We start from the raw sequence: 13,261 nt of genomic DNA on the forward strand, positions 1-13,261 counted from the left end.
ACGAAAAAGTACATAAACATATATTGAGCGACACTTCCGGGCTTTGCCTGTTACGACGGGAAAGCGCGTGTCGTTGGGAGCATGGCGAGCGTGATCGAAATGACCGCTCGTCGAACGACCTCGTCGTCCTCGCGCACGCGCATGCACGACCGAACGCCCGGGCTGGCCGCCAGCCTGCTGAGCGGTGCGGTGGCGGCGGCGCTGGGGCTGGGCGGGCTCGCGGTGCTGGTGATGGTGCTGTGGGTCAGTTCGCCGTATCCGGACAGCGGCCCGGGGGGTGCGCTGCGGATCGCCGCCGTGCTGTGGCTGCTGGCGCACGGCGCCGAACTGGTCCGCGCCGACACCCTCACCGGCGTCCCCGCGCCGGTCGGGGTGACACCGCTGCTGCTGTTCCTGCTGCCGGTGTGGCTGGTGCACCGGGCGGGACGCGACGCGGCGGCGGACGAGGGCGACGGGACGCCGCTGGTGCCGGGGCGCACGGCGTGGGCCGGTGTTGTGCTCGGGTACCTCGGGGTCGGGGCGGCGGCCGCGATGTACGCGGCGGGGGGCGAACTGCGGCCGGAGTGGATCTGGACCGGGATGTGGGTGCCGCTGGTCGTGACGGTGGCGGCGGGGGTGGGGGTGTGGACGGCGTGCGGACGGCCGCCAGAGGTGGTGGAGAACGCGATGCTCGCCCTGCCGAGACGGGTACGGCGGCTGGTGCCCGGGGTGGCGGCACGCGCCCGGCTCGGCGCCGCCGGGCGGGCCGCGGGGGCCGGGGCGGCGGTGCTCGTCGGGGGTGGGGCGGTGCTGGTGGGCTGCTCGCTGGTGTGGCACGGCGCGGCGGCGCGGACGTCCTTTCTGCAGCTGACGGAGGGGTGGTCGGGGCGGTTCGCGGTGCTGCTGCTGTGCGCGGCACTCGTGCCGAACGCGGCGGTGTGGGCGGCCTCGTATGCCCTCGGGCCGGGGTTCGTGCTCGGGGTGGGGCATGTGGTGGGGCCGATGTCCTCGGCACCGGCGCCGTTGCTGCCGCCGTTTCCGTTGCTGGAGGCGGTGCCCGGTGCGGGGGTCGGGGGACCGGTGCAGTGGGGGATGGCGGCGCTACCGGTTGTGGCAGGGGTGGTGGTGGGGTGCTTTGTGGGGCGGGTGGCGGTGCCGGCGGGGGGTCGGTCCGGGGGACGGGAGGCTTCCACTGAGGGTCGCAGTCGGGGCGGGGGAGCGACCGAAGGGGGCGGGCGGGCGTCCAAGGAGGGGCGGGCCAAGGGCGGGGCGGCGCCGTCGACGGACGGGTATCAGGCCGGACAGGTGCCTGCCGTGGTCTGGTCGAGCGGGCGGACCGGGGCGGTTGCCGCACAGGCTTCCGTGCTCTGCGGGGTCGTGTTCGCGGTGCTGGCCGCGCTGTCGGGCGGGCCCCTGGGGGTGGGCGCGCTCGCGCGGTTCGGGCCCGTGTGGTGGCAGGTGGGGGCTGCGACGCTGGGGTGGGTCGTGGTGGTGGCGGTTCCCGTGGCCGTGCTGGTGCGGGCGTGGCGGTGCCTGTCAGGGCGGGGCCTGGCGGCAGATCAGGCGAGTGGGACGCCGGGGGCGCGGATCGGGACGCCTCGGGTGGAGACGTTGGAGGCGGTAGGGGAGAGCGGCCCGGCTGTGAGGGGTCCCGATGCCGGCGAGCGCCGATTCCGGGAGCGACTGCCGTTGGTCGGAAGGTGGCTCTCGCGGAGGGCGGCGTCGGGAGAAGGCGATGGCGCGGCCACGGCATCGAGGACGGGGCGCTCGGTGTACGACCAGGACGCGCTGTTCACGGCGTTCGAGCCGGAACAAGCAGTTCCGCAGCAGGGCGAGGACCAGGACGCCCGGTCCGCGGAGGCCGGCCAGGGCTCATCGAGCGAGGCTCACGACCAGGACATCCCGTACGTGGAGTACGACCACGACACCACCTTCGAGCCGGACGGCTTCCCGTCCGACGCCCCACCCCCGGAGCCGCCACCCTCACCCGGGCCCTGGCGCAACGACATCGCCGAGGACGCGACCGCACCGGACACCGCCCCGGCCCCGGAGCCACCTGACGCCCCTGCCCCTGAGGACACGGCCGCACAGTGAACGCCACCCTGGCCGAGCGGCCTCACTCCGTGCTGCCCAGCACCCCTCGCAACTCCTCGGGCAGCAGCTGGTTGCACGACTGCTTGGCCTCGTTGGTCAGCGCGTCATTCGTGCACGTGTAGTAGTCGCTGTAGACCATCTGCGCCGTGAACCCGGCGGCCACCACCGCGATCGCGAGGGACGCCGTGACCAGCCCGCTCACCGCCGCCGTCGTCTGGGGGCGGCCCGTCTGCTGGGGGGCCGGGGTGTTCGGGTCGGGGGTGCGGGGCTTGGCGCGGAGGCTGCTGATGCCCCAGTGCAGGGCCAGCGCGCCCAGCAGCAGGGCCACGTACGGCCAGCTGAACAGGGCGAAGAAGAAGGCCCACATGCCGGAGAGCAGGGCGAACCGCGCGCGGCGCTGGGTGGGGTCGGTGGGATCCCAGCGCAGGCCCGTGCCGGGGCCACCGCTTCCAGGGCCGTCCTGGCCGCCGCGGGGCCGGTCGCCGAAGCCGTCGGGGGAGCGGCCCGGCTGGCGGTCGCTCCACTGGTTGCCCCACGGCGAGTTGCCCTCGCCCGACCCCTGCGAGCCATCCTCGCCCGAGGGGCGCCGCGGCTGCCACGGGCGGTCCGGCGCGCCCTCGGCCGGCGGCGCGAAGGGGTTGTCGTCCTGGGCGCCACCGCTGTGTTCGCCACTGCTCTGTTCGTCGCCGGACTTCTTGTCCGAGGGCGCGTCGGGAGGCGAGGCGGGCCGCTCTCGCAGCAGGACGGCGCCACGCTTCCCTCCCTGCGCGGACTGCGGAGGGAGTGTGAGGAGTCGCAGGCTGCGGTCCGACATCAAGTGAGCGTCTTCCCCTTGGTGAACGACTGATCCGACATGAGCTGTCGCTTGGTGAACGCACCGCACCACCATCGCGTTCCCGGGCCAGCTCCCCCCAGACGCTACCTTCCGGCCACGCCCCCGTCCCGTGGGGGCTGTCCGGAGTGCCGGTATCGTTGCTGACGGTCGGCTGCTTCGTAGACTTCCCCGTATCCCGGGGCGCGATGCATTCGTACGAATATACAAACGTGCGGTGCCGGCCGCACGAAGAACGCACCCCCGAGAAAGGGCCCCACCGTGGCCGCCAAGCCCGTGGCCGAGCGTGCCAAGCGCCTCGTCGTGCTGGTCTCCGGATCCGGCACCAATCTGCAGGCGCTCCTCGACGAGATCGTCGCCGTCGGACCCGACGCGTACGGCGCCGAGATCGTGGCCGTAGGCGCCGACCGGGACAACATCGAGGGGCTGGCGCGGGCCGAGCGTGCCGGGCTGCCGACCTTCGTGTGCAAGGTCAGGGACCACGACAGCCGTGAGGAGTGGGACGCGGCGCTCGCGGAGGCCGTCGCCGCCCACGAGCCGGACCTCGTCGTCTCCGCCGGCTTCATGAAGATCGTCGGCAAGGAGTTCCTGGCGCGCTACGGCGGGCGGTTCGTGAACACCCACCCGGCGCTGCTCCCCAGTTTTCCCGGCGCCCACGGCGTCCGCGACGCCCTCGCGTACGGAGCCAGGGTCACGGGCTGCACCGTCCACTTCGTCGACGACGGCGTCGACACCGGACCGATCATCGCTCAGGGCGTGGTGGAGATCCGGGACGAGGACGACGAGAGCGCTCTGCACGAGCGCATCAAGGAAGTCGAGCGAAGGCTGCTCGTCGAGGTCGTGGGGCGGCTCGCCCGCAACGGCTATCGCATTGAGGGACGAAAGGTAGTTATCCAGTGACCGCCGAGAGCAACAAGCGGGCCATTCGACGGGCGCTCGTCAGCGTCTACGACAAGACGGGCCTGGAGGACCTCGCGCGCGGGCTGCACGAGGCCGGCGTCGAGCTGGTGTCGACCGGCTCCACGGCCGGCCGTATCGCCGCGGCCGGTGTCCCCGTCACCAAGGTCGAGGAGCTCACCGGTTTCCCCGAGTGCCTGGACGGCCGCGTCAAGACGCTGCACCCGAAGGTCCACGCCGGCATCCTCGCCGACCTGCGCCTCGAGGACCACCAGCGGCAGCTCGCCGAGCTCGGGGTCGAGCCCTTCGACCTGGTCGTGGTCAACCTCTATCCGTTCGCGGAGACCGTCGCCTCCGGTGCCTCGCCCGACGAGTGCGTCGAGCAGATCGACATCGGCGGCCCCTCGATGGTCCGCGCCGCCGCCAAGAATCACCCGTCCGTGGCGGTCGTCACCAGCCCCGCCCGGTACGCCGACGTCCTCACCGCGGTCGCCTCCGGCGGGTTCGACCTGGGCGCCCGCAAGAAGCTCGCCGCAGAGGCGTTCCGGCACACCGCCGAGTACGACGTGGCGGTCGCCGGCTGGTTCGCCGCTGACTACGCGGGCGACGGCGCGGAGTTCCCCGACTTCCTCGGCGTGACGTACGAGCGCAAGCAGGTCCTTCGCTACGGCGAGAACCCGCATCAGCCCGCCGCCCTCTACACCGGCGGCTGCGGTGGTCTGGCCCAGGCCGAGCAGCTGCACGGCAAGGAGATGTCGTACAACAACTACACGGACACGGACGCCGCCCGCCGTGCCGCGTACGACCATGACGAGCCCTGCGTCGCGATCATCAAGCACGCCAATCCGTGCGGCATCGCGATCGGCGCCGATGTCGCCGAGGCGCACCGCAAGGCCCACGCCTGCGACCCGCTGTCCGCGTTCGGTGGCGTGATCGCGGTCAACCGGCCGGTCAGCAAGGAGATGGCCGAGCAGGTCGCCGAGATCTTCACCGAGGTCATCGTCGCCCCCGACTACGAGCCGGGTGCCGTCGACGCCCTCGCGAAGAAGAAGAACATCCGCGTACTGCGCTGCCCCGAGGCGCCCGAGCTGATCGCGGAGTTCAAGCCGATCGACGGCGGCGGGCTCGCCCAGATCACCGACGTGTTCCAGGCCGAGGGTGACGACCCGGCCAACTGGACGCTGGCCACCGGCGAGGCCCTGTCCGCCGCCGAACTCGCCGAGCTGGCCTTCGCCTGGAAGGCCTGCCGGGCCGTCAAGTCCAACGCCATCCTGCTCGCCAAGGATGGCGCCTCGGTCGGCGTCGGCATGGGGCAGGTCAACCGCGTCGACTCCTGCAAGCTCGCCGTGGAGCGGGCTGGTCAGGAGCGCGCGCGTGGCTCGTACGTCGCCTCGGACGCGTTCTTCCCGTTCCCGGACAACATCGACGTCCTGGGCGAGGCCGGGGTCAAGGCGATCGTCCAGCCCGGCGGTTCGGTCCGCGACGAGCTGGTGGTCGAAGCGGCGAAGAAGGCCGGCATCACGATGTACTTCACGGGGACGCGGCACTTCTTCCACTGAGCACTGAGCACAGGGCTGTGAGCCGAGAAGCCTGAGGGGCGCGCCGTACGAAACGGCGCGCCCCTCCTTCTGCGGTTCCCCCCCGGGGTCCCCGGCTCAGCAGTTCTTGCTGACGACGTCCTTCCAGGTGTTGCCGTTGCCCGTGTACTTCTTGCCGTTGAAGTGCACGGCCTCGCGGTCGCTCTCGTTGGGGATGCCGTTCGTCTTGTAGCGCTGCTCGTAGTGCAGGTGCGCCCAGTCGCCGCTGTTGCTGCCGGTCTTGCCGATGTGGCCGATCAGCGTCTTCGCCTTGACGCTGTCGCCCTTCTGGACGTACTCGTCGTGCTTTTCCTTCAGGTGGTAGTACGCCGTGTACCAGCCGCCGCCGTGGTTGATGATGATCACGTTGCCGGCGCCCCGGTCCCAGAAGGTCTTGGCGACCTTGCCCTTGTAGCCCGGGTAGACCGGCTTGCCGCTGGAGCCGGTGTTGTCCTTCACCACGATGTCCACGGCCGGGCTGTGGCCCCAGGTGTCGATCCGCCAGTGCGTGTTGCACTTGAACGGCATCTGGAACTTGGGCTTGGCGGCGGCGGCCTCGTACTCCCCTCCGGCGTACGACGTCCCTGTGCCGAGCCCGGCGCCGACTGCGAGCGTCAGTACGGTCGCCGCGAGGGCCTTGGCCGTGCTACGGCGGCCGAGTGTGCGGGTCTCCATGAGTCTTTCCCCCGTTGGTGATTGCTGTCATGGGCCTGCCATGACCGGACGTATCGATCATGCGGGGAACCGCGCCGCCCCGGAACCTGGAAAGGTGTAGGGCATCAACAACTGCGAACCCACTCGTGCGAACGGACGGGTAGGCCGCGGCCCTTGAAATTGACCTTGGCGTCCGCCTGGACGCAGCCGATCGTCTCCTGCTGACCGGTCCTGGCGAAAAGCTCGACGTCGTTGTACGAGTCGCCGCTGTAGCCGTTGTTGAAGACCGACCTCGGCAGGGTTTTCTCGGCCCAGTCGCAGATGATGATCCCGCCCGTCCAGTCGTCTTCGTTGTCGTACCAGGCGCACATCTCGCCCCGCCCGTCCGGCTCCGTGAAGAAGCAGACGTCGCCGCGGTCACAGCGGGCGTACCCCTGGGGCGCCGGCTCCCGCAGGGCGAGGACGCCTGCCGTCGCCAGCGCCCCGACCGCGAGGGCGGCGAGCGAGCCGAGGACGGCCGGATGCGGGCCGCGGCGTGGCCGCAGCCGGGGCAGGCGCGGGGAGCGGGCGGCTCCTGCCGCGGCCTCCACCCGGCGGAGCAGGGCCTGGGCGGTGTGCGGGGCGCGGGCGAGATGGGTGGGGGCGAGGCAGTCGGTGACGATCTGCCGCCAGGCGTCCGGGAGTTCGGGCGACAGACGCAGCTCCGCACGGCCGTCGGCGTAGCGCACGGCCGCGTCCCGGCGGGCACCCGGTGTCGCTCCGGGCAGCGGCGGGCCGCCGGTGAGAACGACGTGGGCCAGGACGCCGAACGCCCAGATGTCGACGGTCGGCCGGATGCGGTGGCCGTGCTCCTCGACCTCGGCCCACAGCAGTTCCGGTGGGGAGTAGTCGGTGCTCGCGAACGCGGGTGCGTAGGCGTGGGTGCCCTCCAGTTCGGAGGCGACGTTGAAGTCCGCGAGCCGGACCGAGCCGTCGGCCATCAGCAGGACGTTGGCGGGCTTGAGGTCGCCGTGCACCCAGCCCGCGTGGTGGAGGTGGGCGATGCCCTCGCAGATCTGGGCGAGCAGCGAGGGCCCTCCGGGGACGGCGACGGCACGGCCGCCCGGCGACCGCCGCTCACCGGGCCGCTGCAGGAGTTGGTCAAGGGAGCCCTCCGCCCTCTCCAGGGCGAGGACGGTGGCGCCGTCGAGATGGGGCAGGTCCGCGTCGTCCACGGTCAGGGCGTCGTACATGCGGATGAGGCGCGGGCGCTGGAGCCGGCGCAGCAACTCGGTCTCGCGCTCGGCGAGTTCCTGAAGATGGCTCAGCTGGCGTGGCGTGCGGGTGCCGGTGGCCAGGAACTTCAGGGCGGCCTCGGAGGGGCCGTCGGCATCGGGATCCACGCGCCGGGCGGCGTACACACTGGAGAAGGACCCGCAGGCGATGTGCTCGCGCACCTCCCACCCGCCGACGCGATACCCGTTCGGCACCGAAACGGTGTACGGCGGTGTGTCCACGCTCATCACGCCGCCTCGCCGCTCAGCAGGGACAGGTCGTCCTCTCGTACGAGGTCGAAGCGCAGGGCGAGGGAGACCAGCCGTTCCTTGCGGCCGTTGAGCCGGGGCCCGCTTTCCGAGGATTCCGGGGCCGGCTTCAGGCGCAGCTTCACGGACAGGTAGTCGAGGTTCCACTGCACCGATGTGCGGGACACCGCGGGCCAGCTGGGCCGCAGCAGGTCGGTCAGTTCCTCGGCGGTGGGCAGCGGGGCGTGCGGTTCGCCGCGCAGGCGGGCGGCGCACAACGCGACCAGGACCTGGAAGTAGCGCTTGCCGCGGTCGAGCGGGAACGCCGACGCGGTGGGAGCCCCGACCCGCGGGCCCGGGTTGTCGAGGTAGTCGTGGCGCGGGGCCCAGACGTCGAAGCTCAGCAGCTCGCTGCCGGCGGGCAGGACCACCCGCGAGAACTCGAAGGGGATCGGCGCTTCGAGCCGTCCCGGCGCGACCTTGATGTGCTCGCCGGCGCCTTCCGGGTTCTCGACGACGTACGTCTGCGCGCCGCTGAGGTTGCTGATCGTCCAGTGGGCGTCGACGGCCGTGATCTGCCCGGCCTCGCGGGAGACGCCCTCATGCTCGATGGTGAGACCGGTACGGCCACTGCGCCCGAACGACAGGATCTCACCGGGCGCCAGCCGGAACTGGTCGCCGGTGCGTGCGCCCGCGTCGGGCACGACGATGATGCTGTGCATGTGCGATTCCTCCCCCGTGGATGAACTAGCCGAAGGTTAGAGCGGGGTGGGGGGAGAGGCGTACACCTTTGCGGCAGAACGCAAACACTCGGAGACAGTGCCGTCGCCGCTACGTCGAACTGCGCAGCGCCGCCCATGTGTTGGGCCCGACCTGGCCGTCGACGGCCAGGCCCTTGTCGCTCTGGAACAGCCTGACCGCGGACTCGGTGTCCGCGCCGAACTCGCCGTCGACGCCCGCGCCGCCGACGCTGTAGCCGCGCTTGGTGAGCATGCACTGCACCTGGACGACGCGTTGGCCCTTGTCGCCGCGCTGGGTGAGTTCGGTGCCGGAGTAGGCGGTGCAGTCGGAGATCCAGGGTGGGGTGGCAGGCGCTGTGGCGGTCTTGGTGGGGGTGACGGTCGGGGCGCCGCCGCCTCCGCCAGCGTCGCCCGCGTTGCCGCCGGACGGGTCGGAGGGCTCGTCGGTGGGCGTGGCCTGAGTCCCGCCCGCGCCGCCTCCGGAGGAGTTCGGGCTCTCCGATGCCTCCGCCGTGTCGGTCGGCGAGGCTGTCGCCTTCCCCTCGCCCTTCTCCTTGTCCGTGTCCTTGTCGCCGGAGGGCGAGGCGGAGGAGCTGGGGAGGGGGGAGGCCTGCCCTTCGCCGGGGCCGACGCTGGCGGTCGCCGTCGGCGCGGTCGAGGCCGTTTCGTCGAGGGACGGGCGGGTGAGGAAGAAGGCGCTCGCGGCTACGGCGCACACGGCGAGGCTTGCGGCGACGGCGAGGTAGACCTTGCGCTTACGCCGACTGCCGCCGTCCTGCGGGGCGGGGGTCTGCGTGGAGGTGGCGTACTGCCCGGGCGGCGTGGGCGGGCCGACCGTGGGGGCGAAGGCCGGGCCGGAGGCGGGGAACGCCGGGCCGGGGGCGGGGAACGCCGGGGTCTGGGTCGGCGTGTGCGACGGGGGCTGCGTAGGTGACGGGGCCGGCGTAGGCGACTGCGTCGGCGGGCGCAGCTGGACGGTCTCCTGTACGGCGACCCGTTCCAGCAGTTCGCAGGCCTCCTTCCGGGCGAGCAGCCGGGCGTTCAGCGGCTCGTGCCAGGAGACGGGGCGGCCGTGACCGGCGGCCGTGCCGGCGTCGAGGAGTTGCCGCGGGGTGGGGCGGCCGGCGGGGTCCTTGGAGAGGCAGGCGGCCAGGAGGGCGGCCAACTCCGGGTCCACGTCCGCGAGTTCTGCCATGATCTCCGGCTTGGGCTCCTCGAACGCGACCCGGTGCATCACGTCGACGCCCGTGCCGTCGCCGAACGGGGCGTGCCCGGTGGCGGCGTAGATCAGGCTTCCGGCGAGCGAGAAGACGTCGGAGGCGGTGTCGCAGCGTGCCTCGCGCAGATACTCGGGCGCCATGAAGGCGGGCGTGCCGACCCGGTTGCCCGTCGTGGTGATGGCGCTGCTGTCGGCGGCCTGCGCGATGCCGAAGTCGATGACGTGCGCGCCCCGCAGGGACAGGATCACGTTGGACGGCTTGAGATCCCGGTGGACGACGTCGGCCGCGGCCAGCGCCGACAGGGCCTGCCCGAGCTCCCCGATCAGCCGCCACACCCCGGCGCGCTCCAGCTTGCCGCACTCGCGGACGGCTTCGGCGAGGTTGAGACCGGGCAGGTACTGCGTCGCCATCCACAGCAGCGAGTCGTCGAACCCGGTGCCGAGCAGGTCCGGTGTGCGGGGCGTGTGCACCTGCCCGTGCACGGCGGCCTCGCGCTCGAAGCGCCGCCGGAACCGGACGTCCTCGGCGTACTCGGGGCGGATCACCTTGACGGCGGCGAGGCCGGGGGTGCTGTCGGTGGGGCGGGCCAGGTAGACGTGGCCCATGCCACCGCTGCCTAGGAGGCCCAGCGGCAGGTACGGGCCGATCTGCTGCGGATCGGCGGGGCGCAGCGGCTGCGCGCCCGCGTCCTTCAGCTGCTCCAGGCCTGTGTCACCGGACGCCGGTCCGTACGGCGGCCCGGGCTGCCGCTGGTCGCTCATGACTCCCCCGAGTACCTTCTCTTCACCAACGCGCCTTTGTGTCACGCCGGTTGACGCGAGGCTATCGTGCCTGGGCGGGGGAGTCGCCCAAAGACGCTCCGAGGCTCCGGAAGACGCCGGGAACGGGTCGGCCCCTGCCGGGGCGCCAGGGGGCCCGGTGGCGTCGCAGGAATACGTGGGCAGGGCGGGCGACGCGGGGGTGGACCGCGCCGCCCGCCCTGCCCTAGGTGCTGGCCGACGGCACCGAGGAGATCCTCGCCTGCGTCCGCCGAGACATCGGCCTCGCCCGCGAATCGCGTACTCCCCGACGCCGTTGCGGGCGTGTGTCAGACACAGGACCGGTAGTCGTACCCCGCGAGCCGGAGCTTGTTGTTCTCGTAGAAGCTCCACTTGCCGGAACTGCCGCGGTAGACAGGGAAGCTGTGCTTGCTGCCCTTGTACGTCAGGATGTACACCCGGTTGGAGTCGTAGTTCACGTACCGGGAGTTCGTCAGCTTGGAGCCGGCCTTCGTGAAGGACTTCTTGCCCGCGATGCCGTCAGCGGTCAGACCCCAGCGGGACTGAAGCTTCTTGGTGGCGTACTTCGTGTTCGCGCCGAAGACGCCGTCGACGTCCGCCTCGTCGTACGTGGATCCGTTCGACTCGGTGGCCCCCTCCGCCCACAGGATCTTCTGCCACAGGCAGCTCACGTTGGACTTGGTGTGCGAGGCGGTGGAGACGGTGCCCTCGTCGTTCCAGTCGTCGTAGGTGTAGCCGGAGCCGCTGACGTATCCGTTGGAGGCGGCGGCCGAGGCCGGTGCGGCGCCGAACGCCAGCGTGCCCGCCACGACGGCACCGACGGTGGCGGCGGCCAGACGGGCCTGAGTGCTACGGAAGTTCATGGTGTTCCTTCCCCGTTGTTTGCTGTGCGGATGCTCAGTTGAACTTGTGCAGGCACGCCCAGGTGTTCGGCCCCACGATGCCGTCCGTGGCGATCTCACACCTCTTCTGCGCGCTTACCACGGCCTTTTCGGTGATCTCGCCGAAGATCCCGTCGACGACCACGGCCGTATAGCCCATGCCGTTGCGCAGAATGCACTGCGCGTGCTTCACCGGCGTGCCGGTGTCGCCCCTGCTGATCTCCGGGTGGCCGGCGGTGGGCTCGGGGCAGCTCGCCGCCGCCGCGACCGCGCCGGTGTGCTCCGGCGTCGCCGTGGCGGGGGCCGCGGCACCCAGGCTGCCGAGCAGGACGGCGGCGGCTCCCAGTAACGCGAGCTTGTGCTTCATGTGAATCCTTCCAGGTCGTCGGGGTACGGGCGCACGGTGTCGGCCGGGCCCACGACGGGTCCGTGCCGCCTCACGCCCGGCCGCGACAAGCTTTGCCCAGCGGTGACGAGCCCGGCCATGCTGTTGCGCTGCAGAGCAAAAGCTCAGCGCAACGGGGGTGAACGGGATGCTCCGCATTCATTTCAGCGATGCAGATCTGGCCAGGACCAGGGTTTCCGCCACGCCTGATCCACTCTGGGAGGTCGCCGCAAGCCTGCACCGGCTCCAGTCGCGTATAGGGCGGTGGGCGTACGCCGGTTGGTATCGCATGGCGCGGCAGCGGCTACGGGAAAAGGGGCTGGAGCGTGCTGTGCGCACTGTTCTTCTGCCCCTGTATCCAAGAGCCGCGTACTTTCCCGACTTTCTGACGCCGGGCCATGCCGCCGACGGATGGGACGCGGGCGTCGAGTCGATTCTGGCCACCTCTCCGCAGCGGGTCCTGGGGGAAATGGCCATCCTCGACCGGACCGTCGGCGCCCCGCCATGGGCCGGACAACTGGCCCGGCCGGACGCGCGCAAGGAACTCGTCCGCATCCTGCGCGCGTACCACGAGGCCGTTGTCGACCCCTACAAGGAACAGGTGGGGGCGCGGATCGAGGCCGAGCGCGCGGTGCGTGTCCGCGGGGTCCTGGACGGCGCAGTCGAAGGCATGCTCGCGGGACTCGGCCCGATGATGCGCTGGCGTCATCCGGTCCTGGAGGTCACCTACCCCAAACAGATCTCTGACCGGGACCTGTTCCTGAACGGTCGTGGGCTCAACCTCGTCCCCTCCTACTTCAACTGGGCCGAGCCGGTCGCCTTCGCCGACCCCGAACTGCCGCCCGTGCTCTGGTACTCGCTGCTCCACGAGCCGGACGCAAGGGATGCGGTGCATGCCTTTGCTGACGGTGCGGGCGATCCGAGCAAGCCCTTGACGGCCCTGCTCGGGCGGGCCCGAGCGGTTGCCCTGTACGCCGCGTCCACCGGCGCCACGACCGGCGAGATTGCCCGCGCCGCGGGTGTGTCGGCTTCCGCCGCCAGCAGAGACGCCACGGCGCTGCGTGACGCGGGGCTCCTCACCAGCATCCGTAACGGTCAGACCGTGCTGCACACCCTCACACCCGTGGGGGCGGCCATGCTGCGAGCTGCCCGCAGCCGAGTCACGGAGGCAGTTCGCACCACACCGTCTTGCCCGCCGGGGTCAGCCACACCCCCCACCGCCGTGTGATCGCGTCCAGCAGCAGAAGCCCACGGCCGGTCTCGTCGTCCTCGCCCGGGCGACGTGCGATGAGCCACGCATGCGCGTCGGGGTCGGTGACCTCCAGCCGCGTACAGCCGTCCGGGGCGCGGAACAGACGGACGGTCACCGGTGTCGCCTCGCCGACGTGGGCGATCACGTTCGTCAGTAACTCACTTACGCAGACCTGGACTTCGGAGCAGGGTGCGCCTAGGTGCTCACGGACAGCGCGACGTACCTCCGGTACGGCCTTCGGGAGCGCGAGCAGTTCGAGGACGAGTGGTCCGCTCACCGTTCGGCCGCCTTGCGCAGGGCGGCGGTCAGGGCCTGGGCCGTGAGGAGGTTGCAGTTGCCGAGTGTGATGAGCGGGCGGGCGTACGGAGCGGCGGTGACGAGGGCGGGTCGACGCGCAGGGAGGGGAGCGCGATGCCGTTCGCCGCGAGGGCTGCGCGGAGTTGTGCGAGGTGGGCGTCTGCCTCGTGGG

The 13,261-nt window shown here is 71.5% G+C and carries 12 protein-coding genes; 4 read left to right on the forward strand and 8 right to left on the reverse strand.

Annotation, left to right across the window (positions count from 1 at the left end; genetic code table 11):
• The first annotated feature begins 81 nt into the window (after positions 1-81).
• A complete protein-coding gene (locus ACIA8X_RS24350; protein ID WP_399459085.1) occupies positions 82-2,073 on the forward strand; it encodes a DUF6350 family protein in 1,992 nt (663 codons plus the stop codon).
• Between the two features lie 22 nt (positions 2,074-2,095).
• On the opposite strand, the gene ACIA8X_RS24355 is transcribed toward ACIA8X_RS24350, so the two are convergent.
• The gene (locus ACIA8X_RS24355) at positions 2,096-2,887 is read right to left on the reverse strand and encodes a hypothetical protein (RefSeq protein WP_399459086.1); all 792 of its coding nucleotides are present in this window, start codon (positions 2,885-2,887) and stop codon (positions 2,096-2,098) included.
• 279 nt (positions 2,888-3,166) lie between these two features.
• On the opposite strand from ACIA8X_RS24355, the gene purN reads away from it, so the two are divergent.
• Both purN and purH read left to right on the forward strand, forming a co-directional pair.
• Positions 3,167-3,805: a phosphoribosylglycinamide formyltransferase gene (gene purN / locus ACIA8X_RS24360; RefSeq protein ID WP_393453531.1), complete on the forward strand. Its 639-nt coding sequence runs from the start codon at positions 3,167-3,169 to the stop codon at positions 3,803-3,805.
• Positions 3,802-5,361 (forward strand): bifunctional phosphoribosylaminoimidazolecarboxamide formyltransferase/IMP cyclohydrolase, encoded by a 1,560-nt coding sequence (gene purH / locus ACIA8X_RS24365; protein ID WP_393453534.1) that lies wholly within the window; start codon positions 3,802-3,804, stop codon positions 5,359-5,361. Before purN ends, purH begins: the two co-directional genes overlap by 4 nt.
• A gap of 96 nt (positions 5,362-5,457) precedes the next feature.
• Here the strand turns inward: purH and ACIA8X_RS24370 are convergent, their stop codons facing one another.
• The 6 genes from ACIA8X_RS24370 to ACIA8X_RS24395 all read right to left on the reverse strand — a co-directional run bounded on the left by ACIA8X_RS24370 (position 5,458) and on the right by ACIA8X_RS24395 (position 11,522).
• Positions 5,458-6,054 carry a M23 family metallopeptidase gene (locus ACIA8X_RS24370; RefSeq protein ID WP_399459087.1) on the reverse strand — a complete coding sequence of 199 codons (597 nt, stop codon included), beginning with the start codon at positions 6,052-6,054 and terminating at the stop codon, positions 5,458-5,460.
• A gap of 104 nt (positions 6,055-6,158) precedes the next feature.
• Entirely contained in the window at positions 6,159-7,535 is a 1,377-nt protein-coding gene (locus ACIA8X_RS24375) for a protein kinase (protein ID WP_393453540.1), read from the reverse strand.
• Positions 7,535-8,257 carry an FHA domain-containing protein gene (locus ACIA8X_RS24380; protein ID WP_393453543.1) on the reverse strand — a complete coding sequence of 241 codons (723 nt, stop codon included), beginning with the start codon at positions 8,255-8,257 and terminating at the stop codon, positions 7,535-7,537. The genes ACIA8X_RS24375 and ACIA8X_RS24380 overlap by 1 nt, the downstream gene beginning before the upstream one ends.
• 109 nt (positions 8,258-8,366) lie before the next feature.
• Positions 8,367-10,256: a protein kinase gene (locus tag ACIA8X_RS24385; protein WP_399459088.1), complete on the reverse strand. Its 1,890-nt coding sequence runs from the start codon at positions 10,254-10,256 to the stop codon at positions 8,367-8,369.
• A 326-nt stretch (positions 10,257-10,582) separates the two neighbouring features.
• Positions 10,583-11,137 carry a peptidoglycan-binding protein gene (locus tag ACIA8X_RS24390; protein ID WP_393453549.1) on the reverse strand — a complete coding sequence of 185 codons (555 nt, stop codon included), beginning with the start codon at positions 11,135-11,137 and terminating at the stop codon, positions 10,583-10,585.
• A 34-nt stretch (positions 11,138-11,171) separates the two neighbouring features.
• Positions 11,172-11,522: a peptidoglycan-binding protein gene (locus ACIA8X_RS24395; protein ID WP_393453552.1), complete on the reverse strand. Its 351-nt coding sequence runs from the start codon at positions 11,520-11,522 to the stop codon at positions 11,172-11,174.
• Positions 11,523-11,688: 166 nt separating this feature from the next.
• Here ACIA8X_RS24395 and ACIA8X_RS24400 point away from each other — a divergent pair, with 166 nt between their 5' ends.
• Positions 11,689-12,768, forward strand: coding sequence for an ArsR family transcriptional regulator (locus tag ACIA8X_RS24400; RefSeq protein ID WP_399459089.1), 1,080 nt, complete (start codon positions 11,689-11,691; stop codon positions 12,766-12,768).
• Here the strand turns inward: ACIA8X_RS24400 and ACIA8X_RS24405 are convergent.
• Positions 12,701-13,069, reverse strand: a complete 369-nt coding sequence (locus tag ACIA8X_RS24405) for an ATP-binding protein (RefSeq protein ID WP_399459090.1) — start codon at positions 13,067-13,069, stop codon at positions 12,701-12,703. The genes ACIA8X_RS24400 and ACIA8X_RS24405 overlap by 68 nt on opposite strands.
• Positions 13,070-13,261: the final 192 nt, after the last annotated feature.

It is taken from the genome of Streptomyces sp. NPDC051738 (assembly GCF_044453205.1).
Lineage (GTDB): Bacteria > Actinomycetota > Actinomycetes > Streptomycetales > Streptomycetaceae > Streptomyces.